Below are 26,666 nucleotides of genomic sequence, written 5' to 3'. Positions count from 1 at the left end.
TATAGTCCTTTTCTAAGGTGAAACGAGGCGTGTCGAGGGGTTAGTCAGGTGCGTTGACGCTGTGTGCATCAGTTCTGACTGGAGTTGTGCGGCAAGCAGGTGGGATGACTGCACAACCATAGCCCTTGGATCTGGCTGTGTAGGGCTTCCGATGCGGTACATCGAGGCGATAATAAACTGAATAGTTCGCGCCGCCTCAGGAAGGTTTTGCCCTAGTCGTTTTAGGTCCTCCGCCAGCAAGCCAAGACCCTTCAAAACTACCTTTAGGTAATCGACTGGTTTAGAGTCAGAAAGCTCAATACATCCCAACCCATGAAGAAGTCCCGCAATAGCAGCCAGCCAGCGTTCCGTGTCGTTATAACCGCGGCATGCATCGAAGGATCGTATGGCTACATCAAGGCCGTGTCTTGCGAGGCTGCCTGGCTGTTGGAGGCCGTCTTCTTGCATTGCGTCATTCAAGAAGCGTAGCCCAACTGATGGTCGACCCAGTACTCGTCGAACAAAATCAGCTAACGGTTGCACCGGGCATGCGTCGATGAACAGTTCAATGTCGACCACCAGATCGGGGTAGACCAGTTGTGACTCAGGCAGATGCAGCAGTGTGTCAGGTGTGTCCAGCAGAATGACAGTGTCTGAGCGCGACACGGCGTTCCCCCGCTCACCCTCCCAGAGCACCATCTGAGCAGCACAGTCTGGGATTTGTGTGAGCTGGAGATCCCGGTGAGGTTGGAACATCACGACCTGATACTGCTCGAAAGAGTTTTCGATGGTCAGTTCCAACACCGGCAGGTCCTCCCCGTTCGGGATTTCCGTCAGGTGGGTAATGGTCCCGATGAAGATTTCTGGCTCGGTCTTCCAGGTGGTGTTGACGACAATGCTCATGCGAAGTCCTCCTGTGCGGATGTGAGGACGCGTTCCAGGCTGTTGAGCAAGGCAGGAAGCGGATCCTGCAGGTTTTCGTCGTCCATCAACCAAAGCTCGTTTTCCACCCAGTAAGTGAGAGCGGCCAGGTTCGAGCTTTCGTCGCCTTCGCCAAGGACGGCGACGAGGTGAGTTCCGTCAGGAATTTGCATTGAGAATGCGAGTGCACTGGCCAAACGACTTGCGAAAGACTTTCGGCTGATAGAAAACGGTTGAGAGTAGTTCATGAGTCACCTTCCTTCTTGGGATCAATTTTGGCGTTGAATTCGTTAATGAGCAGACGCTCGAAGGCGCTGCCATCACGACGAGTCAGATTTGGTACATAGCGGCTATAAACGCGGAAAAGCATTTCCGTGGTGGTGTGCCCCATCTGCCGGGCAATCCATTCAGGGTTCTCGCCGGCAGCCAGCCACAACGTGGCTGCGGTGTGGCGAGTCTGGTAAGGCCGGCGTTTGCGCAGACCAAGATGGCGGAGCAGCGGGTACCAAACTCTTTTTGTGACGTTGTTATGGTTCAGCGGCCCACCTGTTCTGGTACAAAAGACGAATTCATTTCCGCCAGTAGCCTTTTTCTGGTCCTCAAGTGCGTCGACGACTAGTTGAGACATCTCAACGTGACGGTAGCTACCGTCGGTTTTCGTCTGTTCGATGTCTCCGTTAACCAGGGCCTGGCGGACCAGAATCTGTCGACGTTTGAAATCGACACAGTCCCAGGGCAAACCATCGATCTCACCGGTCCGGAGACCGGTAAAGAAGCGAACGGTGTAGTAATTTCTGAAATCTTCTCGAACTGTATCCAGAATCAGCCGAACTTCTTCCAGAGAGAACGGTTCCACATCCGATCGGGGCACCTTCAGTGATTTGATCCCTTGGTAGGGTGAGGTAAACTCATATCGGTTGGCTGCCTCTCCCAGAATCATGCGCAATGGCGTCATGATGCGGTTGATACGGCTGGCGGAAAGTGGCTTTTTGCTCCGGGTCTGAACTTTGGCGAGGGACGCCCGGAACGAAAGAATTTCCTGCCTGGTGATGTGGCCAACCTCCGACTCTCCAAATTCCGGAATCAGATAGTTCTCCAGCGTTCCCTCAATCGTTGCGATGTAGGAACGGCGCCACTGAATCCTCATTTCGTCCAGCCATGTTTGTGAAAATTCACTGAACAGCGGCGTGTCATGAGCCGCCCGAGCGCGCTGCAACTCAGCTTGCCGGGTGAACTCCTGCGCCCTAGGACTGTCGGGGAAATACTTGTGGTACTCGAAAGTCCCCAAAGTGATTTCCGCTTCGATACGTTTCAGAATCGCTTGAAGCTTTTTCCGGTTAGCGGGTGTGTTGTCGAGGGCGGTCTGCTCTCGGCAACGCTTTCCGCGGTACTTGAAATCGAAAAACAACTTTTGCGTGGATTCACGCACTCGAACGCTACCCATTCATGCGCCCTCCGTTAGCCATAGGAATTGCAAGGGAGTGGTGGCCAGAGTGTTCAAACATGTCCCTCTCAATCGGCTCCCACAGATACAAAATCTTCCGGCCGCCGAACGGCCTGATGTAGTGCACACCTTCAAGCAGGACCGAATCTTTCAGACGCTCCCGGATGGTCCGAGCGTCGTAACGAATACGTTCCGCAAGCTCTTCGGTTGTAATGTATTCTGTACTTCTCATATGTAGCTCCTTTGCGCTTTATGATGCGTACACGCTACATAATATGCGAAAGATCGACGCTGTCAAGCATCTTTTGTAGATCTTGCTCAACGTTGGATGAAAGTGGGCTGCTCATTCGGTAGAATTGAGGCCTTAGCTGAGGATGCCCCAATGATTAGATTCCGCTTAAAAGAGCTGATCGCCGAGAAAGGATTCCAAGAAAATCGCAGGGTTACACTGGATGAGGTTTCGAAAGAGACTGGGATCCATAGAACGACCCTGTCCAAAATAGCGAACCAGCGTGGCTACAACACGACGACGGATGTTTTGGACAAACTCTGCAAATTTTTTTGCGTTGAGTTGCAGGAAGTAGCGGAGTACGTGGAAGAACCAGGTGTTGAGATTTAACGCATCGGAGTAGCCCGACTGGAGAAGCCCTGCTGTTCGAGAGACGAAGCCCCAAAAGATTAATGAATCGTTCCAAGGTGGGCGAGGTATCAGCTCTCGCCCACCTTGGATAAGTTGTAGCGTCATCCGCCTGGATTGACGGCCACCAATCCGCCACTCACGGAAAAGTGAATAAAAGTCTCCAGAACAGGTTTACCAGAAAGGCTCTCGATTGCCTCTTTATAGGCCTGTAGTTGCCCACTGTAATCTTGAGCGATTTCGATCCATTTCTCCTTCGGTTGTGGGTTGGACTTGTGGTCTATGACCACCCAGCCCTCACTTGTCTCGATGGCCAAGTCCACTGCTCCTAGGCGCAAGCTGCCACCGTCTAGCATCTTCAGGATCGGCAGTTCGGTATGAAGTATGGCATTTGGGTACCGGGTATTGATCCAATCTATAAGGGCAAGCCCTTGGTTGAGTATTTGCTCCCCCTGAAGAATGCCGGGGATGTTCTCATTTGCCAGACTATCCAGAATTTCAACGTCAATATCCGGTTTGGAAAGTGCCAGCGCCAAACAGTGGTGCACGATATCTCCTACCCGTTCCATATCTGGCTTTCCGTTGATCGAGATGCGAGAGCCAAAATCGTGCACCACGTTGCACGTAGCATTGCCGGTCGGTGCCTGGCTGGACGCGGACTGATAGTAATCAGCCGAAACGGTTTCGGTAAGGTTGAGTCCAGGCGCTAGCCAGTGTCTAGTTCGAACGGCCGGGGAGGCCGTTGGCGTTTCTGGTTTAATCCACGTCTTCATATCGACATTCAATGTTGCACCCGAAGGCAGCGACAGACTGCCCGTAGTTGGAGGCAGCACATTGTTGTTGATCAGCTCCAGCCAGCTTCCAATGGCATCATCTTTTCCAATCGCAGTGAGGATTAGCTGGTCCCTCGCGCGGGTGATGCCCACATAAAGCAGTTGGATGGCCTCATTGCGCGCCTGTTGTTCAGCTTCGCTCCACTCGGGCGTTTGTTGTAACTGGGCAGTCAGGACATCGTTACCCTTTTGGTCGGGGAAAGGGTTTGGCCAGTAGCAGAGTTCTCGGCCCTTCAGAGGACTGTGCCAGTCAAAAGGAAGGCCTTGACTAACAATGCGGGGGCCAAAGAGAGAAACCTTTAGCGGGGTGTCGAGGCTGTTGCAGATAACAATTGGCCACTCTAGGCCTTTAGACTTGTGGTATGTCGCAATGGTAATGGCGTCACCAGGGTTGGCGGCTTGGTTATCGCTAAAACGCTGTTCCTGATTTTTCAGCCATAAGATAAACCCAGTAGGTGTTGCCGCGAGGAATTGCGCCTGACAGTGACTTTCGTAATCGTCTACAAACTGTGAAAGCTGGGCCAAGTTGGCCAGTCGATGCTCTGTCAGTTTTGCCCCCTCATTCCACTGGCATACCGTATTGGCGACATCACCCGCCAGCAGGGCCAAGTCAAGAGCTTCTTTTGTGCTGAGTAGTCCAATATCTTTGCGGGAGTCAGCAAGTCGTTGTAGTGAGGAATGAGCAGTGTTGTTCCAGTGCCAGGACTCCTCTGCTGCAACAGCATCCAGTCGATCCTTTAGCCATTTTTCGGGGCCATGGCCAGTACTGAGAGTAAGGATTTCAGCGCTCGCAAGCGAGTCTGATGGATCAATCAGTCGGCGCAGGCAGGCCAAGGCTAAACTTACCTCTGGCGTCTCTACAAGGCCTGCTCGCTCCAAGGAAACTGGAATGCCAATTCGGGCGCAATAGCCGGCCAGCTCTGCGGCTTCCGCATTGCCGCGACACAATACCGCCAAGTCGCGCCATGTAGCGGTTCGCGGCATTTTCTGTTGTTTATCCCAGATTTCAACGCCGGCTTGAACATGTTCACGAATACCTTCTGCAAGCGCAGAAAGGGCGCGTTCGTTGCTCTTGCGACCTTCATAGGCCAGTGTCCACCAACCCAGCTCAGCGCTGGACAGGTTATAGTTGCACTGGGATGTGAGTTTTACCTGTTGTGGCTGAAGAAGATGGCCAAACGGGGCAGTAAACAGCTCATTGGTTAGTTCCACCAGGCCCGGACGAGAACGGTAGGAGTTAGAGAGTGTGCTGGTTTGCCCACCGCCTTGCTGGACGTAATTCAGAACATCCAAGGTGAGCTTCGGGTCACTGCCTCGGAATCCATAAATGGCTTGTTTCGCATCACCCACCATCAGAACGTCATCAACAAGCTCGGAAAGTTTGGAAAAGAGAGCGAGTTGTAGCGGGCTCGTGTCTTGGAACTCATCGATGATCAGGTAGCGGACTTGCTCTCTCAGTCGATTCTGAACGACAGAGTTATTGAGTGCTGCCAGGGCGAGATTTTCCTGGTCAACAAAATCGATCAAGCCTCGGGCCTTCTTGATCTCGGCGAAGGTGTCCATCGCTTTATGAACGGCCTGAAAAACTTTGCTAATGAAATCCGTGAGCTCTTGCTGAAAATCTGCAGACTTCAGTACCTGCAACCCAATGGTCATCGCCTGGGCAAAGATGGGTTCGCCCATTTTGGTGGGTCTGAGCTTGCTGACCTTGACCCAGTTTTGCCACGTGAGGGCGGGCTGTCTAAGGATTTTCTGACAGTCCTCGACCGCAGATAAAAGTCCCTTGGTCGGCTTTACCACCTGTTTTCCCTGTAGGACCGCGTCCTTTAGAGCTTGAATGAAGGTGGCCTCGTTCACACCAGCGTCCATAGGTGGCAGATGATTTTGCAGCTTGGCGATCGACGCGTGAGCAAACGTATCTGCATCGCTCGCTGGCATTGCATTGGTGCGCATCAGTTCGATGATTTTTAAAGTGTCGGCCCGCCAGTCGTCGACGCAAAGGCGATTACTCAGCTCGTTGAGCGACTTGAGTTCATCAAGGCTTAAACAATTATCTAAAGCCTCCGCGAGCACCAACTGCTTGTCCTGGTCGTCTAGTACCCGTTGCTCGGGTGAAAGTCCCAGTTCAAAGGCAAAGTCAGACAAAAAGTTTCCGAATACGCTGTGCACAGTACCAATGCGTGCTGACATAACCCCAGTAGCGAGTTCTAACTTGCCGCGCGCGATCAGTGTCTGGCTAATTCGTCCCTTGAGTTCCTCTGCCGCATCGATAGTAAATGTCACTGCAATTATTTCACTGGGCAACAGCTCGCCGCGCTCCAGCTTGTCAGCAACGTCGTTTTCGATACTGTAAGTCTTGCCGGAGCCAGCACTGGCTTGGGTGTAATTTAAGTTCATAATCAGAGCTCCTTGATGTTGCCGGTGAGGTTGCGCCAGGTGTCGACTGCCTTAAAGGTCGCTTTGTAAGACTGGGAGCTGTTTTTGCGCGCTTGCTCTTCCAAGGCAATTAGGTCAATGGCATCACCCGGGGGAAGGGAATTTCTATCCGGAGCTGCCTCACCGTAGGTCTGTTCGATATGGCCGTTTTTGAGTTGCTCTACGCGCCAACGCAGGGTCTTCTCAAACTTCTGCCAGGTAAGTTGCAGTGATGTCGGTTGATCTGGTTCGACAGCTGTTGCGGTTGGGAATACGAGAGTGTCATTGCACAGTAGCTCGGCTCGGCTCAATATGAAGTAGCCGGCGTCGGCTAACTGCCCGCTATGATTGCCTTCGGCGATGTGGGCGTAGGTCGCCAGCTGTAACGGACGGCCTGCTTTGAGTTCTTCTCGATACTTTTTATAGCCTCCCCATTTCATATCGATAATCGCAAATCGTCCGTCTTCAAATTCGCAGAAAATATCCATCGTGCCTTCTAGCTGGCTAAGAGTGTCGATGTGTTCGAAGCGACGTTCTGGCTGCAAGTTGGTGACTCCTGCGGCAACAAGCGCCTTTAGCAGTGCGTCCAACGCGTCCAGTATTTTTTGCTGAAATCTTAGCTGCTCGACCTGCATGCCCGGTTGTGCCAATGGAAGTGCGACTTTCCGTATCACCACCGGCAAGGTGGCATCCAGCCAAGAGCTGACGCTCATGCGATCAACCGGCTTGCCAGTCCAAGGGTGTTCTCTGATCCAGGCCTCGACCAAATGGTGCGCCAGGTTGCCTTTCAGTCGGGCATCAGCCGCGAGCGATTCGATTGCCCCCTCACGAATCTGAGCTGCATATTTAAGTGCATACTCATGGGGCTTAAGTGCCAGCGCCGCCAGACTGCTGTAGGACTCGGAATTGCGGGGGGCTGGAACGGCGCGGTCTGGGGCCCACCACCGCTGTGCTTGCGGCAAGGAAAACTCCTTAATGGGTTGCGCCGGAGCGTGAAGACATTGGTTAGTAAGAATCGTCTGTTCTAGTGAAGGCCAAACCTTGGTGTCAGTCAGACTGCTTATCTGGAGCTGTAAAAGCTCCGGGGTGGAGTTGGTTGAGATCAGTGTTACGAATTGCCGGGCGGCCAGCAGCGGGGCGTGCGCTCGTATTAGTGCCAACTGCCTCAGGTGAGTCTGTTGCTCGGGACCAGGCGCCAAAGGAATGCCGCGAAGTTCCGCTTGTGAGAAGGGCGGCGTTTCCACCAGTTTAGAAATCTGAGGGTTGATCCATAAGGTATGAGTGGTCGGTGCAGTCCGCAGCGGAACAACTTCTGGGCTGCTAACCACGTCAAATGCGGAAACTTCACGAGAATTGCGAAGGCTGCTGTTGCCGAGGCTTAAAACCATGGAGATCAACCGGTTCAGCTGGGTCTTGCTGATATCGGTTTCCGGCCACTCCCTCAGTGCTTGGCAAACGGAATCTGCTGCGGCGTAAGCTGCAGAATAGATGGGTTTGGCTTGTTCACGTTCCGATGTGCTCAAACATGCATTCCAGTAGCTTGCGACACGGGCCGTCAGTGATAACGCGAGCTCGATCGGCATTTTGTCATCGTAAGGGCAGATGCATAGAGGTAGCCATTCCTCTATGTCACGACGGAGACCCGTCTCGTCCAGTTCAGGGGTGTCCTGGAGGGTTGCGTTGACGAAGTTATTGATCTCCGCCTCCCAATGTTCTTGATCAAATCCTGGCAGGTCGCGGAATCGTCGTGCCAGTGACCGGCGCAAGCGTTGAAAGCGTCCGGCGGGCAGTGAAAGAAATTGGAGTAGCGCATCGGCAGGCGGAGTGCGCCAGGCAGATTGGAGCATTAGAAGCAGGAGCTGGTTCGGGGCGCGGAATGTCGAGAGATCGCCGAGGCCGGAGTCATTGCCCCCCTGTTGGGTAATGACTGTTGCCAAGCTATGTTGTCCACTGGGGGCAATGATCAGTGTTTCATTGTTGGCTTCGTGTATCGCGTATTGAGCGGCCAGCCCTTCGCTGCCGGTAGAAAGCAGACGTACTGTTCCGTCTTGCTGAAAGCGAAGAGGACCGTTGTTCTCGCTAACCAGAGCGCGCTGAAGCTTCCCCAGATCGCTGCTTGCCGGTGCCTGGGCCTGAAGGGCTTTGGGTGCTTCCGTTACCGCAACACCGGCACTTTCAAGCTGGTCGAAAAGGTGTTGATACAGCGGGGGCCAGCTAGCGCGTGAGTGGTGAAGCTCTATACCTGAAACACTAGGGCCCAGCAGCGTGAGTCGCTGTAAGAGGGCGTAAATGCGTTCGCCGAGAGAAGTGCCGTCTTTGGAAAAGCCGCTTTCCGCAGCCGCCAGGTCGACCATGCGCCCGTGGTTTTTGCTGCGCGGGTCATGGTTCCAGCCATGCAGAATCGCCCAATCACGCCATGCTAGAAGCGATTCGGCACTTGCGATCGGGTCCACGGCTAATGATTCGCTATAGAAGCGGTGACCGTTGTCAGCAGCGCTGAGCGCATTGAGATAAGCCACTGCACGTGTGGCTTGAGTTTCGTTAGGGGGGATTATGCCAGCGCGAAATTCAAGTGCGGCAATCAGACTTTGCTCGCCGCAGAGCTGGCCACTGAACAGCTCGGGTAGCTGATTGGGGAGGCGGTCGTCGTAACCGAGGCCTGCAATGATTTTCATGAAATGACTCCTGGGCTGGTTTTCTGGTTACGAGCAACTGCGTCCGTACTCGCATTGTCAATTTATCCTAGTCTGGCCATGTGTAATTGCTCAAGACAGACTAGTTATAAAAAAATTCGATTCGGCGTCTAGACTCGCAAAAATATATTTTTTGACAGGGTGACCTCCGCGGTATAGGGTAAAAACATCTAAGTACGAGGATCTGGCCTTGCTCATTCAATCCATCCCTGCATGGCAGCTGACAACTGCTGATGACTGGCGACCGGTATATCACCTGTCGCCAGCGGCTTTATTGCGTCGGGTGGGTGCTGCGTGGCCGAGCGTGGCAAGCATTGGGGCGCGCTTGCTGGATGGCTGGCGCTTCAGTGACCGGCCTGAGTCCGACTGGTATCTGAAAGAAGTCGAGCTGCGCAACCCGAGTCAACGCGATCCCGTTACCGGTGAGTATCAGGAGCTTTCGGCTTCCCCGGCTGATCATCAGCGCGCGCGACAGTACCGTGAGGCTATAAACAACGAGCGTTACTATCGCATGCGTCATGTGGGCGAAATGGAGTTGGAAGTCGACTCAGTGCGGATGGAGCAGCCATCGATAAGTGGATTAAATGCCTGCATCGAGCCGGGTGACGTGGTAGTGCGTCGGGTCGGCCATATCAGCGCTGCACTGGTCTCCTCTTATCATCGGCGTCATCCTGTTGATGCCAATATTGCGGTACTGCGTGGGCTCCCAAATCGCCAGGCGGTTTGGGTGGCGCTTTGTTTAAACCAGCCAATCTACCGCTCTTACTTTGAACAGCCCGGAGCTATCGGTTCTATGGTTCGTCTGGGGCTTAAGCAGCTATCGTCGATGCCGCTCGCGCCTCGGCCAACCTCTTTTGACAAACTCGCCGACCAGTTCTGGCAACAATACGAGCGATTGATTCAGGCTGATGATCGCCTGCAGCAGTTGCGTGAGGATGTGTCGCGTTGGGTTTCGGATAGAGTACCGGAAAGGCCGCTGATGGAGCCCACCAATGAACTGCAGGCGCAGTACTTCGACGCAAGAGATCTTGGTACCGTCTTGAGCTATGCGGCAGCTGAACAGAATCGCTTGTTTCGTGAGTTGGTCGAGGATTATCGGTGCGTTCCCTTGTCTCGCTTGGCCGAGGTCAATCCCGAAGGACTGATCGCTAAAGAACCTGTGCGTTCGATTGTCAAAATTGGAGACATTGGGGGGCAGCTGGATATACAGCTGGCCAACTCGACCTCTCAGGCGAGTCGTTGGCGTTACCACAAGCGACCGTTAAGCCCTCAGGCAGTGCTGGTCTCCAGCTTCGTGCAAGAGCCCAAAGTTGGCATGTTCACCGAGGCTCTCCCGGTTACCACTTTCGCGAGCGAACAGCTCGCGGTGTTGAATTTTTACCGTACGCCAGGCGCCTATGCGCTGCTCCTTGAGACGGCACTTGTTCGGCAGCAAATTGCGCGCTTGGCGACAGGCACTGTGCAGCGTTTCGCTCACCCAGACCAGTTCAAACAGATTGTGGTGCCGCCAATCGAAAACGCTATTGCCCTCAAGTGGCACCACCATCTTACTGAAATCCACCAGCAAAGATTGGAAGCCCGGCGTGAGTTGGTAACAATTCGTTGCGCAATGCAGCGCGTGTTTCGTCAGGTGCACCCCGAGCTGACCGACCACCCTCAGGGCGATACCCCGCAAGAGGACGATGAATGAACGACGCAGTGAACCAGGCGGCATTAGCCCAACTGCTAAAACATTTAGGCGACGAGCCGCAGACGTTGGACGAGCTCTGGCAAGCTCGACCCATGCTTTGGCAGGACTTGGGATGGGAGCAGTCTCAGCTAAAACTCTGGCTCTACTGCCAGCCAGGACTTGCAAGGACAACTGATCGCGATGGAGTTGAACGCTTTGGGCGGGAAAGCTCAGGCGCAAGGGGCGCACCGAGCCTTTCAGAGGAGATTGCCAAAATTGTCCAGAGCAACGGCAAGCCGCTGCCATTGGCGCAATTAAAAAATCGACTGCCAGCAGGCCTGCTCGCCACCGACCCTATGTTGAAGGCCGCTATTGATGATCACCCACGCCTCAAAATGATTGGGCCGATGGTTAAGCTCGATTGAAAAAGGAGAGTGCATGAGCAGCTACACCGAATTTGGTTTTTCCTACAGCGATCTGGCCGGGTATCTGGCTGCGTTAGTGCTGGAAGACCAGAAGACTAATCATTTTGGTTTTAACGGTTTTCCCGAAATCACTGTTGAGCGATGCCCGGAAGGGTTTCACTGCTATTTCGCGTTCCAAGGGCGCCGGGCAGGTCCTCTGGTCGTGTCGACAAGCGAAGCTAAGCGCAAGGTGGAGCAGTACAAGCAAGGCGGCGCGATTGATGCGGCAGACATCAGAGCCCTCCAGCCTTTTCTGGTGGCGTTAGAATCCCAATCGCTTTCCGAATAAGACTCTGATTCACAAGGAATTTAACACCGATGGCCGACAACACCGATGATTTGAATACGCGCTTCGCTGCGTTGCGTGAAAATTACCGTAGTAGGGGGTTCACCAAATTTGAAGCCCTTGAGAGTGATCATGACTTCCTGACAGCTGGCCTGGTCTGGGGAGAGGTGGAAGGGAATCTGACGCCACGGATTCTTCTGATCGCCATGGAGGAGGGGCATGGTGAGTATTTCAACGAGGCTCGACTGGATGAATTAGCTTACGAGCTGCTGGCCTCGATAGCGGGTGACGAATGGCCGGTATTCACAGAGCTGAGTGACCCCAGCAACAGCCGGTGCTATGCGCTGTTTGGGCTTGATGGCACAGACGGCACACACTCTGTGGATGAAGTGCCGAGCATCAACATCATTCGGGATTATGAGCGTCTGAACAAAGACTCCACCCTTCGTTGGTCGATGCAAATCTACACCCGGCTGATGCACAAGCTGGATGCTTTCCATGAGCAGGTGTACCAAACCGTCAAGGATCGCGTCTCCGATAAAAACGACATCATCGTCGAAGTGGCCAAGATTCTGTTCCTGGAGAGTTTCCGGGTTCACCATGAGCCTGATATTGCTTTTCCTTATGACGGACAACAGCTGACCTTCCGCGACGTTTTCGATTACAACTATGTGGCGGATAAAGGTGCGGTCGCTGTGGCTCAGATTCAGGCCGCTTTCGATCACTTTAAAGGCCACCCCGACTATCGGGTCGTAACCGACGACGGCTCCGAGAACCCCATTTTTGACGCGAAAACCCACCTGCTTTTGGAACGTCCTGAAAACTACGCCTTCTTGCTTGAGGCCATCCAGGATTTGGGCCCAGTCAAAACCAACGAAGGCAAAAAGGTTAAAGGCAAAGTGTTCGATGACCGAGGTACGCTGGCCGATGTTGCTGGCGATGTGCTGGGGCGGGTTTTCGATGTTTTCCTGCGCGCCAACTTCGAATCCAAGGGTGGCTTGGGTGTCTACCTGACGCCTAATCCGGTTAAGCAGGCGATGCTGGAGATTGCTTTCCACGACATTCAGAAAGATCAGAAAACAGTGGAAGAATTGGTGGCTGGTGAGTTCCGCTTTGCCGACCCTACTTGCGGTTCCTTTGGCTTTGGCTCCGTTGCCTTGAGTCGCCTGGACACAGTCATCGATAACATGGGCGGCCTTGCTGATCCCGACCGCCAAGCGCTGAAGCAAAAGATGCGTGATGAGGCCTTTGTTGGGGCTGATTCAGCCCCTCGCATGGTGATGCTGGCGCGGGTCAATATGGCTCTTCAGGGCGCGCCAAAGGCGAAGATCTTCTACACCGATAACTCGCTCACCACCCGTGCACTCAAGCCCAACAGCATGAACCTGATTTGCACCAACCCGCCCTTTGGAACCCCCAAGTTTAAATCGGATAAGCGGGGCAAGGAGTCCAAAGCCCATTACGAAAAGATGATGGAGCAGACTTTGGGCGGTTTCCGAGATGCGGAGCTTAAAGCGGAGTCCTACAACGCGTATTACGACCACACCAAAATGGTGTGGGAAGACATTGGTGATCTCCATACCGACGAGAATGGAGAGCCAATCTGGGCAGGCTATCGGACTGATCTCCGCAATGTCTCTACAGGCAAAAAGCCCAAGTACGAGCTTTATCCAACCACCTCCGGCCTGGCGTTGGGCAGCAAGCCCAACAAAAAAGGCGAGTGGCAACAGGTCAAGGGAGGCTCCATCGACCCTGCTGTGCTGTTTATTGACCGCTGCTTGCAGTTGCTGAAACCGGGAGGGCGGCTGCTGATCGTGTTGCCTGACGGCATTCTCTGTAACTCCGGCGACCGCTATGTGCGCGAATATATTATGGGCAAGAAGGACGAAAAAACCGGCGAGTTTGTTGGAGGTAAGGCGATTGTTAAAGCAGTGATTTCGCTGCCCGCCGATACCTTTAAGCTTTCTGGAACGGGAGCTAAAACATCTATTCTTTACCTCCAAAAGCGACACGCTCGCGACGATAACCCGGAGCAATTCCTGCCCGAACCCCAGACCGATGTGTTTATGGCTGTGGCTGAGACACTGGGGTATGTCGTTAAGAATAACGTTGAAGATTATTCGGCCGGTGTGCCTAACGATCTGGATAAGATCGTTGGGGCCTATAAGCGGGGTGATTAATGTCTGTTGATACTTTACGCGAAACATTCCATATCAACCGCATTTCGACCGCTGAGCTCGAAGACTTCTTGACTGCCCAAACCTATCGCCCAGAAGTTACAGAGGCAAGGAATAGAGTCCAATCGTTAAATCATGTGGGTTTGCAATCTGTTTGTGAAACACCAATCAGGCAGGGTAAATCCCCCAGGTACGTTGAGACTGAAGGCTTAGCTTGCATCAAACCTAAAAACACCCGGGGCCTAATTGTTGAACTAGCTGATTGCAACATGATTGACGCCAAAACGGAGAGCGAAGTTCGTAGACAGAAGCTTGAGTATGGAGATGTGGTAATCACGCGCTCGGGTTCTGGAACTATCGGGCGTGCGTCCATCTTTACAGGTGATAGTGATGTTTATATCAACGACCATCTTTTTATTGTGAGAGCTAGTAAAGCTGATGCTTTCTACGTTGGAGCATTTCTGAGGAGCTATTGGGGTGAGCGACTTTTAGAGGCAGGTATATCCGGATCTACGGGTCAGCTTAACTTGTCAAACGAGCACATCAAGCAGATCGCCCTCTATCAGCCTGATCCACTGGTGCAAAAATACATTGGCGATAAAGTTCGTCAGGCTGAGCAGCTGAGGGCTTGGGCGAAAAGCCTGGAACTAGAATTCTCAAACGCTTTGAAATCGGAGTTCGGCGAAGCTTTTGAGGATCGTCGAACAGGCCGTAAATACAGCGTTGCAAAGAAAGTGGATATCACCTATACGCTCAATCCTGGCGCTTTTGATGAGGAGCGGTTACGCGTACAAAAGTATGTCAGTGCCCTGGGTGGTGTGCTTTTTGGTGATATCGCAGACGTCTCGGGGCAAACGACAACTGATTATGATTCGGACAGTGTATATGTAGGGTTGGACGCGATAAGCTCCGGTTCTTGTCAACTATCACCGACCTCTGTCGGCGAAGCGGAGGTGTCAGGAAGCTCTCGGTTACTTCTGGAAGGGCCTGTTATTGCTAAGCTTCGTCCGTACCTAAATAAAGTCTCATATATCCCTGCCTTCCTTGCTGGTTCCGTCGGATCGACGGAATTGATGTGTATTCAACCGAAAGGCGATATCTCGGGTTGGTACCTCTACGGTTTGCTGAAATCCGAGCTTGCTTTGAAACAGCTTCGGCCAGTGGCGACTGGCGGAACCCACCCGCGCATTGATAGGCATGATGTCCTCAACTTGGTCGTGCCAATACTGAAAAATCAAGAAGAACTAGGTGAGAAACTCCAACGGGCGCAGCAGGCTTATTTCACCGCGACGGCCTGTGTGCAAGCCGCCAAGTTCCTGGTGGAGGCGCTTATAGATGGAATGGTAACCGAGCAGCACCTCATCGATGCCCAAAAAGCCTTGGAAGTTGATGAAAAGGGCTTCGACAGAGACATATTGGCACGCTTGACCAACAAAGGCATAGACAATGGTGGAGAGCCGCTCTTCCACGATCTGGACCAGTTTTACGACCTATTGACCCAAAGCCAATCAACGGATGAATAACAAGGAGCGTTGAGATGCCGCTGGATATCGCGATTAAACCTCTAAGACAATTGTTGGAAAGAGGCTCATGTCCAGCAGGCAGTGAGGCATTGAATCGGATGCTGCCAGGGCTTGCTCATCCTTGTGCAAACGGAAACAACTGGGTGATTAGCCAGCGCCTATTATTGGCTCGGGCGCAGCTTAATAGCGATTCAGAGCTGGTAGCGGCATTGCTTGCGACCGATGAGGCCTTGTGTGACGCATGGTGCACCATTATGGCTGCGCGCTGCCGAGAGGCGGGTACCCTGGCGGACCCACAGGTGCTGATTCGGTTGGTCAGTCAATTGGACGGCGCTGCAGCTTGGGTAGCGGCGCGCCTGGAGCAACAGAAGACAGCAACCATTCAACCGACGCCGTTCGTTTCACTTGAGCGCCAGTTGCTGGGTGCCAGCGCCGAGCAGAATCAGGTTTCGCCAAGTCTTACCCGGATTCTGGCCGCTGCTAGCCGGATGCGCCAATGGCAGGAGCAACCTTTGGCGGCGATCGATAAGGTGAAAGAAGATGGTTCTCGGCCAGATATCAATTGGTGCAAAGGCCGGTTAATCCAGCGCCCGGGCCATAAGGCTATCGAGTTTCAATATGTACTGAGCGGTGAGGGCTCGCGGCCATTGCCAACCAAACTCCACCATCTTGGCGATAAAAACCAGAGCCTATTGGTCTTGGAGTGGGTGCTAGCCAATCCCTGGGCTTACCTTCTGGCGCTGATCCTGTACGAACAGAATGTTTGGCAGGTGGAGAGCTCGGGTGGCCTGTTACTGGAACTTCCGCCTGGGCAGTCGCCGCAAAACCCTTCTGAGGTGCAGGTGCTGGTGGCCGGTGATGAGGGTGACGAGTTGTTGTGTGGCCATCTGGGGGAGTTTATAGGGAAGATCCTCAGTAGTCTCAATATGGACATTTTCCCCGCCGGTGTTACCGAAATCGAGTTTAACGCCGGATTGGCTCAAGTCATTGGTCAGCTGCTCCACCTGAAGGTCTGGCGTTACGTCGAGGGCCTCTCGGGTGAGCAAGGTTATTACCAGATCCACCCCGATTTTTCTGATGCCTGCTTCGGCCGAAAGGGGCAGCCTAGCTTTCACCGCTATGCTCGATCTTTGCGTCAGGCCATTCGGAGTCAGGCAAAGCAATGGCGTAGTGACCGTCGTTCGTTGGGCAGAACACATGCCTCCGCCCGTAACGCCAGTGTTGCCTGAGACCGCTGCCAACCATGCTGAATTTGGAGTGAAACGAAGATGAACGAAGTGAAAGAGGCCAACATGGCCGCTTATGCCACGAAAGCACTCAAGGAGCATCGTTGGGCAGCTACCGGTGTTTCGGACTATCCGCCCCGGGACCCCCTGGTGGGACAGAGCACGTTCTTCAATCGCTACCGAACCTTCATCAAAACCGTCGACCACGCGGAAGACAACTTTGCTCATGTATTCGCCGTAGAGGGCGAATGGGGTAAGGGTAAATCCCGCCTCGGCCATGAGCTAGTGGCGCAAATTAATGACTGTTCTAAAGGCTGGTATGTTCGCGATAAGCAGGGTGGCCTGGTGCAGGCCAAATTGTTTGACGACGAGGTTAAACGTGACGAATACCTGAGCCTCTATATCCGTTACTCGCAGGTGGCTTCGGATTACCAGAACTCCGACAACTGGTTTGGTTACGGGCTCTATAAAGCGCTGATGCCCTTGGCGACCAAAGCCTTTGATCACTCCATCCAAAGTGAGATTGCAAGGCAATCCCTTAAGCGATTGGAACCGCTGGGGTTCGACCATGAGCAACTCGCTGCCGCGCTTGAGTTGAACGAGGGCCACACGGATGAGGATCTTTACTACCACGACACGTTGGTGACCAACCTGGTGCAGCACGCCTATGACTATTTGAGCCAGTTCGGCATTAAGTACGTGTTGGTCGTGCTGGACGAACTGGAAACCGTGGCCGAGGCAGCAACTTTCGGCTTAGAGCGTGATGAGGCTTCGCAACTTGATGGCCAGGCGATCCGTTTGATCGGTAAGGCTATCAAAGAAGAGGACCCTCGCCGAAAACTACCTTGGTTACGCTATGTGGCTCTTTGTTCTCCATTGCTTGGTCAGCAGCTTCGGGAAATTCAGTCTACGGCCCGTCGCTTTGAGTTAGTGGAGTTGGAGCACAACGCTTTCGCGGATGTGTCCGACTACGTGTCTCAACTGCGCGACGACAGCCGCTTGCGCTTTGACTACCCCCCGGGATTGGTGGAGGCGGCCTATGCCATGAGCGGTGCCAACTTCGGTTGGTTTAACGTAATTATGGCCAATGTCGATTCAGTTTTAGAAAGTTACGCTCAGTCAGGGAAAGCTCCGCCGGCGGTTGGTGAACTGTTCGACGCCGTGATAGATGCTTCAGGGCGTGTGGCGAAATACGTTTTGGATGCCAACGCAATAGAGGGTATTCAGACTTCAGATCATGGCCTGAGAACCTTGGCCCGCAATCTGCTATTTGGTCAGCTGCCGGTGCCTCTCAAAGGGGCTGACCCTCGCACAAGTGAACTTCTGCCTCTACGCAACGAGTACGACGACAGCATTGTCAGTTTATATCGCCGGGTTGAGTGGCCAGAGCTGGATTGTCGCCAGGCCCTGGTGGCTGCGAAATTCCACCGCGACAAGGATGAGTGGTTTTATCCCAGTGTCGAGCAGGGGCTGAACCTCAAAGCGCTATTGCAGAACCTAAAAACCTTTGCGGTCGCTGAAACCGACCTGCCGGCCGATGGTTTATTGATCCCGCTGCAACGGAGCGAATTCCGGCAGCTGGTGACCTTGCTCTACAATCACCCTGCCGCTGAATTCGCCGCTGATGCCTTATGGTCACGGTTTATCGGCGAAGAGCACAAACTGGAGGATGACCAGGGCACGCACATTGGTCCCAGTGTTGCGATGCTGCTGAGGTTGGATCTGCGATATCGCAGCCAACAACACAACTCGATGATTTTCCGTGATCCGGATTTTGCCGCTCAGCACGAAAAGGCGATGAAAGAGGCCGGGGCCGCATGGAGCAAGAATCCACTTGAACGCGCTCAGTCACGGTTGATAGGCCTGTTCCGCTTGCTGGATCGTCAGTGGCAGTACAACGAGCCTCTTTACCCCAATAAAGAGAAGTTGGCGATTCAGATGGCGCCCCGCGGCGGCGGTCGTGGAAACGTGGGAGGCTTGCAGTTCTGTGACGGGTTGAAGCTCCATCCCAAGGGCCAGGCATGGTTCGCCTGGGTAAACAATAAAAATGACTTGCTCAAGTTGCACACGCTGGTGGCTCAGCGACGTGAAGCGGAAGGGCGTATTCCGGTGATGGCTTTCACCAGCTCGGTCGCCGTGAATGATTGGTACGTCAGTCAGGATGATGATGAGACCGAGCAGCTCAAAGATGACGTTCTTCTGTATCTCCTCAACACCAGTGAAGTAGATGTGCTGGAACGCATCGGTATTCAGCAGAGCTATGCTGGTGGCCTGATTCTTAAGGAGGAGGTGTTCACCACTAAGTTCAAGGCACGCCTTAACAGCATTCGTGACTTTGCCTATCAGAGAATTCATCAGTGGCGTTCGCGATTGAACAAGCGAGGATTGATTGCCTGGCCTTTGCGGCCAACGGCAAAAATCGGTAACGATGATCGCCAGCTCCTCTTCCGTGTTTGGAAGTTGTTGGCAGTCGATCATCCCAAACTGGGTGGCCTCCACGGACTGACGCCGGAGTATGGCGTGGATGCTGAAGATGTGAGCAGCCTCTTTGGTCGGTTGACGGTGAGTAATAAAGTGGCTGCGCAAGGTTATGGTCGCAATGAGCACGCAGGATTGTTCCGTGATCTGGATCAGCCGGCCGATGCTCAGGCAGGAATGCCCCCCTTCCTTGCGGCTATTGCCAACCCCAAGCAAGGCGAGAAGTGGACTCTGGAAAGAGCAAAGCAGCGTTGGTATTGGGGATACCTGTGGGCCGCCAATGGTCTAGGGGAAAAAAACGTTTTCGATGACTGGATGTGGTGGTGTAGCCAGCTCCATTTGCTGAAAATTGAGGACGGTGCCGCGACCAAACCTCGTTTTGTGCCAGTGCCTCGCTCAGAATTGCAGAATTCTATCGATGAGGCGGAAAACTGGCTGACAGGCACGACTGATGATTCGTATCCAGAGGTCGTAAAGCAACTGGCTCTGGTTTTTGGGCAGGGTCGTATTGCTGAGCTCTTTTCACCCGCAGGCAAAGCGCCACAAGGCACGGAAACAACCGAAGCACTTGATGCGCTCAAGCGGGCAAGGGATACGTTCGACACGCTCAAGCTGCAAGAAGAAACTCTTGGTGGCTCGCTTGATGAGTGTGTTGCTGAGTTGCCAACCATCTTGAGGCGGCGGTCGCTGATCTTGCGCGAATTGGGTAACGTGTATCCGCACCCTTTGCCGACGGTCACGCTCGACAATACCCGAAACATTAACTTGGAAGATCCGCATACCCCTTTGTATGTGAGGATCGAACGGGCCCGTTTATTTGCCGAACAGGTACAAACTTGGGCAGACACGATTCGCCAGCGCGTGGATTTTCTGCTGCGAGAAATTGAATCGGATCCACGCTCAGCGCCACCTTTCCCTCGACGACTGTTCACGCTGTCGCTGCAGACGATCTCCAATATTCTCAAGGGTGCACTGGATGGAAGCAGTGCGACTGGTACCCAGAAGAAGGAGGCAACGGGAAGCTCCGATACCCTGCTGCACTACCTGCGAAAGCTGAAGCTGGATAAAGCCTCCGAGCGAATGGAACGATTAGCTCAGGAGGTCGGATATGACATACACAGCGGTGCGGTTAAATCGCCGGATGAGATCAATGGTTACATTTTTCAGACTTATCGCGATTTTGTTGATCGGTACCAGAAGGCACTGGAATCGGTAAAGGATATCGATTCGCGTATTCGCCGAGCGCTAGACACACTGGGAAGCGATCTTCCCAATGATTATCCAAAACCGGACCATCCTGAGGGCCTGTTGAAGCTTCAGAACCAGCTTGCGCTGGTGCAGGACAGTTTTGATGACATGGATGAACAAGTGGATGCGCTTCGCGCCCACTTTGTTGACCAAACTCATCGCGGCCAATTTTCTGCCATCAAGGATGCTCCCGATCAGCTACTTAAAGCTACTCAGCAACAACTTGGTGTACTGGGAGGGAAACTGCGAGGCGATTATGAGAACGTCATCGCTCGCTACCGGACTGAACAACTTCAAAAGCTCAACACTGAGTTGCGGCCCCTGATTAACCCTCTGTTGTCAGCATTTGGGGAGGCGCCAATTGAGCCGGTTACGGAAAAGGATATCGAAGGCTATTCACTACATGACCTGGCAGTTGAGTCTGATCTGCGAAATCAGGGGTGGCAAAGCCGCGCTGAATCGTTACTTCAGGGGACGGGTATTTCCTTCTCGCGGTGGTGTGAGGTTGCTCAATCACTCATCGATGAACGGCAGCCACAACTGAGTTCACGAGAGCAGGCAGAACTGGTGGATAAGGGCATTCTTCGGGTCCAGATCACCTTTGGAGGTAAAGCGTGAACCTGTATTTAGACCCGAGTCTGGCCGCTCATCGCCACGGACGCTTTTTTGTCTCCCAGTTAGGTGCTGAGCCAATGGATGAACTACCGGGCAGTGGCTTGGTGATGATGCACGGGAAAGGTTTTCAAGGGTTGAGTGCGTCAGAACAAGAAACCCGCTGGCAATGGGCGTCTCAGCCAGGTCGTGCGCTGTTGTTGCTCCCACCGTTTCAATTAGGTGCGGTATTTGATCAAGTGGATTGGCAGATCACCTTACGGACCGAAGTGGCGAGTACTACCGATGGCATCGTACCGCAAATTCTGAGTAACGAGACAAATCAGAACCTCGTTGGAAGTGACGGTGAATTTGACCGTGCTTCGGGGCATCAATGGCGGGATTATTCGGTCAACACCCGTTACGTCAAAAAGCACCAAGGCACCGGCATTTTCGCGGCGACTTGCTTGCCTTTGTGGTCTATATCGCTACTCGACAACGCCCAAGATACTGTGGCTTGGCTAGAGAGTTTGTTGTCCTTGGCAGGTAACGCGGTAGTTGACAGTTCGGCAGAGCCTCAAGCCTCCAGTGCAGAATTAAAACCTACCGACTACACCCTATTGGTCTGTATGCAGGCTTGGGATATCCATACTGTCGAAGAGGTTTCCCAGGCATTGTCTAACGGGGCACCTTCGCTTTTCACAATACCTGAGGCTGACCTCGTCGAGGGCTTCGCTCGCTTGCGAGAGGCGGGTCTTATTGATCATAGGGGCCTGACCGAGCTCGGGCATGAGGTCTTGTACGAATCGCCTTATGGGCACTATGCGGAGCGTCTGAAGGAGGAGGCCCCTTATGAGAGAAAGTAGCCTTGCGCAGTCTCTGGCCATTGAAAGTCAGATTCGGTTGCCTGGTAGCGCCGGACGCTTGCTGAAACAGATCCGTGACATTGAATCGGTAGCGCCGATATTTCGTGATGCAGGATTGGTGAAAGCTGTACAGCGCCCTGCCACAGTCGATCTAACTGTGTCGGGGGTTGCCACGCACTCCTGTATCAAGCGGGCCTTGGGTGGATTTATCTACGCCTCAGCCGCAGTGAGGACCGACATGCTGATTGACTCGAACCGGATCAGTACTCGCGGTAGCGATTCAGTTGCTGAGCTTGATGATATTGACTTTGAGGCGCAGCGTAAGCGGCTGGATCTGGTAGAGATGCGCCAAGCCTATGCCTTAGTGGAGCGGCAACTAAAGAATGCCGAAGCTTCGCAGCTCATACTGCTGGATACACCACTGTTTATCGCCCGAGAAATGATTCCCCTCAAGCGTAACGTGAAGCACTGGCAGGAATACGAGAAAACTCGCACTGCAATATCTTCATTTTGGGAAAACTACCGAGAGCAACTTTTTCCCTGGAATCCACAGGGAGCAGTACTGGTCAGTATCCTTTCTCAGCGCTTTAGCGCCATCGTCAGTATCGCCCGCCAAGACTTGAAAACGGAGGAAGGCAGGAAGCACCTCCTTCTCACCGATGGTTTCAATCAAGCCCAAGCCAACCGCTTAGTTGATTTGGAAAGCCGTCTAAGTGGAGTGGGAGATTATCGTTTCATTAAGGGTATCTTGGGCGCATTCACTCGCACCATGGCGTTCCGTATGACTGAGAACAGGGCCCGAATGGAGCCCACCGAGCCGGTCGAATTTGGCGTGGTGGGTTTTCATTTCCGAGGAGGGCGAAGTAGTGAAATCCAGATGGCCCAATTGGCTGGAGAAGAGTCCGATTGGAACACGGAAACGCTTGACGAAGTGGCTTGGAAGCTGATGGTGCTGGATATGCAGGGGCAGCGAAAGAGCACCCCGTTACCGCAATTGTTGGGGCATCAGCAGCTGAAAATGCTGGAGCAATTTACCGCTTATTATCGCCAGGGGCTGAGTAACGCGATGAAAGAAAACCACGTCGAAGAAACCTGGCTGTCCGGACTATTTGAGGAAAATGAGCAATGAAGCACAAGGTATTAGGGAAACTAGTCGGTAATACTGGGGACGCGAACCAACTAACAATGGTTGTGGAGGATTCGTTTTCGGTTCGCCGCGGCGAATTTGTGCGCATTATGCATCGCGAAGGTCAGGATGAACCTTCGGTTCCGGTGTTAGGTCGAGTAATGAAAATTCATCGCTCCAACATGCTGTTCAACTCAGGATTTGGCGATAGTGTCACCGAACTTGAGTTACTTCCAGGAGCTAATGTAACGGGCGAAAACCTCTTTGCGAATTTGGAGCTGGTAGGTTACCGAGACCCCATTTCTCGGCAGATCAAAGTTCCCCGTCGTCCGCTGGATCCCGGTGCGCCGGTTGAAACCGTAGATTTCCAGTTCTTGGCAGATTTTTATGAGTTTAACGAGCATACCAGTTTGCACTTGGGGAATTTGATCGGTTATGAACGAGGCGAAAACACGGTACCGGTGTTTTTGGACGTGAATAAGTTAGTGACCGAGCACATGGCCATTCTGGCAATGACGGGCTCAGGCAAGTCTTATACCGTTGGCCGGATTATTGAGCGATTGGTTGCTATCAACAACGGCACTGTTGTCGTGTTTGATCCGCACGGAGAATACGGCCGGGCGATGGCCAAGGGCAAGTTGCATTTCAGTCCCGATCTTGAAGACGTGGAAGATGTGCGCGACCAAAAGGTGCTGCCGCAAATCCAGTCGATGATTGAGCGTCTTCAGGCAGCCGATGCGGGTATTCAGATTTATTCTCCGCAGCATGAATCTTTCAAACACAAGTACGCGGGTAAGAACAAACAGCTGGCTCTACAGTTTGATCGATTCGAGATGGATGATATCTCTGAAATTTTGCCAGGATTAACCGAGCCGCAGCAGCGAGTGCTGGATGTGGCCATTCGTTATTGGCGGCACAATGATCGTTCGGAACCCCGCGACATTAATCGCCTCCGTTACTTTCTTGGTGACGGAATTGAGGAAATTCGTGAGTGGGATGACCTTTCCGAGGCCGAAGCTAAGGCTCTTAACGGGCGCAGCGCGGCCGTAGCATCCATGAAATTGAGTCGTATTCTGAACGAAGCACAGAGTTTTTACTCAGCGACGATGAAAGAGCCGACTGACATTTACCAAATGATTGGGCGGCCGAACAATCGTAAAGGTCGTTTGGTCGTTGTTGATCTCCAGGGACTCAGTGATACGGCAAAACAAGTAGTGTGCGGGTTACTGAGCAGCGAGATACTGCGTGCTGCATCCAGTAAGACTGATCCGCTCCGCCCATCCTTTCTCGTGTACGAGGAAGGTCACAACTTTGCACCTGCCGGCGGTAAAGCTGTTAGCCACAGAATCATTAAAAAAATTGCGGGTGAGGGGCGCAAGTTTGGTGTGGGCTTTGGCATTGTCAGCCAGCGGCCATCTAAATTGGACCCGGATGTTACCTCTCAGTGCAACACGCTGATTACCATGCGCCTTAAGAATCCCGACGACCAGCGCTTTATTGCCAAGGCATCTGACATGGTGAGTAAAGCGGATCTGGATGAGTTGCCGAGCTTGTCAACTGGCGAAGCCCTGGTGTGTGGCCGTTCGATCCCCGCGCCCCTACTTGTCAAAGTAGGCTCAAAAGCATTGGTCCACGGTGGCGAGTCCCCCGAAGTATTGAAGGTCTGGGATAGCTTCCGTGAGTGATCTTCCTAGCCAAATCGAAACCACTCTGAAAGGTGGTTTTATAGAGTCTGCCTACCCCGTGCTCGTGCAACATGGGCTCAAAGATTCCGATGTCTTTATGCACAGCTTAGGCTGTAGTGTTTGGAATACCTTGGGTCACGAGCTGGGCTACATGGCAGTAGCGGAAGGGCCGGCCCCAGTGGCTAGTGGCGACAATATCCGCTCGGACTCGGTTTGGTATGACAAGGAAACGATTGCGCCGCGGGTGTTGATCGAGTTTGAGCGTTACGATGGCAGTGGTCGTGGTAAAGCGAAGCTGGTTGAAAAGCTCACTAACCTGATGGAAGCCTCGCTGCGTTGGGAGAACCAGCCCGACCTGTTGATACTTTCTGCTTGGAGTTCCGGGCTGGTCTCAGCACCTGATTTTCAAGAGTTAGAAGATTTATATCGACAGGGAGTATCTAACAGCAAAGGTCTTCGAATCCCGCCACCGCCATCTGGCTCACTCCTTCTTCATCGTATGGTCTTGCAACCAGGAGTTGATGGTCTCCTACGTCTAAAACTCATGAATTTTCGGTGGTCATGATGAATATTCCCAGCGCTCACTTTTTACCAGGGACCGGCAAGGAGCTTGGTAACAAGTATGTGTTACTCGATTGCCTGGGCGATGGCACACACGGTTGGGTTTACCGGTCACAGCGCCTTTCAGATGGCCAGGTGGTTGCAGTCAAGATTCCGAAGAATATTTCCTCATCGGATCGTTCGCTCGCGGAAGGGAAAGAACTGATTGGGATAGATCCTCATCCCAATGTGATCCAGATTTACGACATGGGGCGCGTGCCACCGGAGAAAGAGTGGTACGCGATTGAGATGGAATACTTCCCCAGTGAAAGCTTGGCGCAGAAGCTTGAACGGCGTTCTCATCACTTCGGTAACACCTACGACCGGTTGTTTAACATCTATGCTCAGGTACTTGAGGCCGTGGCCTATCTTGGGTCATTGGAGCATCCGGTTTCACATGGGGATATCAAGCCGCACAACATCCTCATCGGTCAGGGTGACCACGTAAAGTTGACCGACTTCGGTAGCTCGGCGTTACCAGAAGAGATCTATGTCAGAACAAGAGAGAATGGTGGGACCGTGTTGTATTCGGCTCCTGAGTTCTGTGACTGCGTGTCTAGAAAAGGGAGTTATGAGCAGCTGCTGGCAGGTGATATCTACAGTTTGGGCGTCTTGCTTTATCAACTAACGACAGGACGATTACCCCACGACACCCAGGCGCAAGTGCTACGGCACGAAACCTTTGCAAAGCCGCGCGAGATAAACTCCACCATCTGCCCGGCGTTAGAAGACGTTATATTGCAATGTTTACAGCGCGAGCCTTCGGATCGGTTCACTTCGGTTGGTGCGCTGAAAGAAGCATTTGAACGTGCTGCGGCCCAACAAAGCCGGCAAGCCCACGTCGTTCATGTGGCATCTGTGGTAACTCCATCGCGCGACTGGTCTTCAGAAGTCGTCGAGGCTTTAGAACAAACCGAATACCAAAAAGCAGCTGCGCTCGCCAACAGCGAGTTTCGCCGTTCGAAAGACCCAAACGCACTTTTGCAAGAGCTGAATGCTTTGTATCGAGGAGAGCGCTGGTTCGATTTCGAAAAGTCAGTAGCATCGCTAGACCAAAGCTTCCTTATGTTGGGCGGGACGACAGGCGGGCATATTCGTGAATTGGTCGTAAAAGTTTGGATGAAGCTGCGCAAGCTTGATCAAGCAGAGTCGGTCTTGGACAAAGCAAAAAAATTAGGTGATCAATCTTTTGACCTGAGTATGTGCGAGGCTTCTATTGAAGCGATGCAGGCTCGTTATCGTCAAGCCAGGGTTCAGTTGGAGGATCTGAACCGCGCTTATCCGATGAATCCGTTGGTCTTGAAGAGGTTGGTGCTCGTTTGTGAACAAGGCCGTGATTACGATGCGGCGGCGGGTTACCTCCGAGCGGCCTTAAGGGTGTGCCGAGACGATGGGAAACTTCAGCAGAAGCGACAGCAGTATGAACTGTTGGGGAAGTGGTGAAAGGTTGCTTTCACGATGTGTGTGCCCCGGTGTATATCTGTTTAATATGGGCAACGATCAAATAGATCGGGGGCTATCTATTGGCGATAAAATGCTTGGCACTGCCAGGGCACCATTTGGGCACGGGCGAAAAAATAGAGAAAAATTCGGTCTTTTGAGCTGGCCGTGCAAAAGTCAGGGAATTAGTGCTTAGAATTTTCGAGCACTTAAATGCAGATGACACCGACAAGGAAGATTGGGCTTTTAACTCATTGATTTGCCAAGTTAATGGCCCGCCCGTCAGGATTCGAACCTGAGACCTTCGCCTCCGGAGGGCGACGCTCTATCCAGCTGAGCTACGGGCGGATTTCAACAAGTTTGGC

At 53.0% G+C, this 26,666-nt stretch carries 19 protein-coding genes and 1 tRNA gene; 13 read left to right on the top strand and 7 right to left on the bottom strand.

Features of this window, described 5'->3' with window-relative positions:
- Window positions 1–12 precede the first annotated feature (12 nt).
- From BM254_RS00885 to BM254_RS17990, 4 genes are read right to left on the bottom strand one after another with little or no spacing between them, the layout of a single operon-like run.
- Window positions 13–882, bottom strand: a complete 870-nt coding sequence (locus BM254_RS00885; protein ID WP_091997592.1) for a hypothetical protein — start codon at window positions 880–882, stop codon at window positions 13–15.
- Entirely contained in the window at window positions 879–1,148 is a 270-nt protein-coding gene (locus tag BM254_RS00880) for a hypothetical protein (protein WP_091997590.1), read from the bottom strand. Before BM254_RS00880 ends, BM254_RS00885 begins: the two co-directional genes overlap by 4 nt.
- The gene (locus BM254_RS00875) at window positions 1,145–2,344 is read right to left on the bottom strand and encodes an Arm DNA-binding domain-containing protein (RefSeq protein ID WP_091997588.1); all 1,200 of its coding nucleotides are present in this window, start codon (window positions 2,342–2,344) and stop codon (window positions 1,145–1,147) included. Before BM254_RS00875 ends, BM254_RS00880 begins: the two co-directional genes overlap by 4 nt.
- A complete protein-coding gene (locus BM254_RS17990) occupies window positions 2,337–2,576 on the bottom strand; it encodes a hypothetical protein (protein ID WP_091997586.1) in 240 nt (79 codons plus the stop codon). Before BM254_RS17990 ends, BM254_RS00875 begins: the two co-directional genes overlap by 8 nt.
- Window positions 2,577–2,726: 150 nt before the next feature.
- Between BM254_RS17990 and BM254_RS00865 the strand changes: the two genes are divergently transcribed.
- Window positions 2,727–2,963 carry a helix-turn-helix domain-containing protein gene (locus BM254_RS00865; RefSeq protein WP_091997584.1) on the top strand — a complete coding sequence of 79 codons (237 nt, stop codon included), beginning with the start codon at window positions 2,727–2,729 and terminating at the stop codon, window positions 2,961–2,963.
- Between the two features lie 122 nt (window positions 2,964–3,085).
- On the opposite strand, the gene BM254_RS00860 is transcribed toward BM254_RS00865, so the two are convergent.
- Both BM254_RS00860 and BM254_RS00855 read right to left on the bottom strand, forming a co-directional pair.
- Window positions 3,086–6,211, bottom strand: coding sequence for a UvrD-helicase domain-containing protein (locus BM254_RS00860; RefSeq protein ID WP_091997582.1), 3,126 nt, complete (start codon window positions 6,209–6,211; stop codon window positions 3,086–3,088).
- A 2-nt stretch (window positions 6,212–6,213) separates the two neighbouring features.
- Complete coding sequence (locus BM254_RS00855) at window positions 6,214–8,904, bottom strand: PD-(D/E)XK nuclease family protein (RefSeq protein ID WP_091997580.1); 2,691 nt, start codon at window positions 8,902–8,904, stop codon at window positions 6,214–6,216.
- Between the two features lie 208 nt (window positions 8,905–9,112).
- Between BM254_RS00855 and BM254_RS00850 the strand changes: the two genes are divergently transcribed.
- From BM254_RS00850 to BM254_RS00795, 12 genes are read left to right on the top strand one after another with little or no spacing between them, the layout of a single operon-like run.
- Window positions 9,113–10,612, top strand: a complete 1,500-nt coding sequence (locus tag BM254_RS00850) for a restriction endonuclease subunit S domain-containing protein (RefSeq protein WP_091997578.1) — start codon at window positions 9,113–9,115, stop codon at window positions 10,610–10,612.
- Window positions 10,609–11,016 (top strand): hypothetical protein, encoded by a 408-nt coding sequence (locus tag BM254_RS00845; protein WP_091997577.1) that lies wholly within the window; start codon window positions 10,609–10,611, stop codon window positions 11,014–11,016. Before BM254_RS00850 ends, BM254_RS00845 begins: the two co-directional genes overlap by 4 nt.
- Window positions 11,017–11,029: 13 nt before the next feature.
- Window positions 11,030–11,344 carry a hypothetical protein gene (locus BM254_RS00840; protein ID WP_091997575.1) on the top strand — a complete coding sequence of 105 codons (315 nt, stop codon included), beginning with the start codon at window positions 11,030–11,032 and terminating at the stop codon, window positions 11,342–11,344.
- A gap of 29 nt (window positions 11,345–11,373) precedes the next feature.
- Window positions 11,374–13,521 (top strand): HsdM family class I SAM-dependent methyltransferase, encoded by a 2,148-nt coding sequence (locus tag BM254_RS00835; RefSeq protein WP_091997573.1) that lies wholly within the window; start codon window positions 11,374–11,376, stop codon window positions 13,519–13,521.
- Entirely contained in the window at window positions 13,521–15,041 is a 1,521-nt protein-coding gene (locus BM254_RS00830; RefSeq protein ID WP_091997572.1) for a restriction endonuclease subunit S domain-containing protein, read from the top strand. The genes BM254_RS00835 and BM254_RS00830 overlap by 1 nt, the downstream gene beginning before the upstream one ends.
- A gap of 14 nt (window positions 15,042–15,055) precedes the next feature.
- Window positions 15,056–16,270 (top strand): hypothetical protein, encoded by a 1,215-nt coding sequence (locus tag BM254_RS00825; protein WP_139226993.1) that lies wholly within the window; start codon window positions 15,056–15,058, stop codon window positions 16,268–16,270.
- Between the two features lie 39 nt (window positions 16,271–16,309).
- Complete coding sequence (locus tag BM254_RS00820) at window positions 16,310–20,611, top strand: hypothetical protein (protein ID WP_091997568.1); 4,302 nt, start codon at window positions 16,310–16,312, stop codon at window positions 20,609–20,611.
- Complete coding sequence (locus BM254_RS00815; RefSeq protein WP_139226991.1) at window positions 20,608–21,450, top strand: hypothetical protein; 843 nt, start codon at window positions 20,608–20,610, stop codon at window positions 21,448–21,450. The genes BM254_RS00820 and BM254_RS00815 overlap by 4 nt, the downstream gene beginning before the upstream one ends.
- A complete protein-coding gene (locus tag BM254_RS00810) occupies window positions 21,437–22,579 on the top strand; it encodes a hypothetical protein (protein ID WP_091997564.1) in 1,143 nt (380 codons plus the stop codon). Before BM254_RS00815 ends, BM254_RS00810 begins: the two co-directional genes overlap by 14 nt.
- Window positions 22,576–24,261 (top strand): ATP-binding protein, encoded by a 1,686-nt coding sequence (locus BM254_RS00805; RefSeq protein ID WP_091997562.1) that lies wholly within the window; start codon window positions 22,576–22,578, stop codon window positions 24,259–24,261. Before BM254_RS00810 ends, BM254_RS00805 begins: the two co-directional genes overlap by 4 nt.
- On the top strand, window positions 24,254–24,826 hold the full coding sequence (locus BM254_RS00800) for a hypothetical protein (RefSeq protein WP_091997560.1): 573 nt from the start codon (window positions 24,254–24,256) through the stop codon (window positions 24,824–24,826). Before BM254_RS00805 ends, BM254_RS00800 begins: the two co-directional genes overlap by 8 nt.
- Window positions 24,823–26,304, top strand: a complete 1,482-nt coding sequence (locus BM254_RS00795) for a protein kinase domain-containing protein (protein ID WP_245777323.1) — start codon at window positions 24,823–24,825, stop codon at window positions 26,302–26,304. The genes BM254_RS00800 and BM254_RS00795 overlap by 4 nt, the downstream gene beginning before the upstream one ends.
- A 268-nt stretch (window positions 26,305–26,572) precedes the next feature.
- Here the strand turns inward: BM254_RS00795 and BM254_RS00790 are convergent.
- Window positions 26,573–26,649, bottom strand: a tRNA-Arg gene (locus BM254_RS00790).
- Window positions 26,650–26,666 lie beyond the last annotated feature (17 nt).

Origin of the sequence: Marinobacter pelagius (assembly GCF_900114925.1) — a bacterium.
Taxonomy (GTDB): Bacteria; Pseudomonadota; Gammaproteobacteria; order Pseudomonadales; family Oleiphilaceae; genus Marinobacter; species Marinobacter pelagius.
This window is presented reverse-complemented; position numbering and strand designations above follow the sequence as displayed.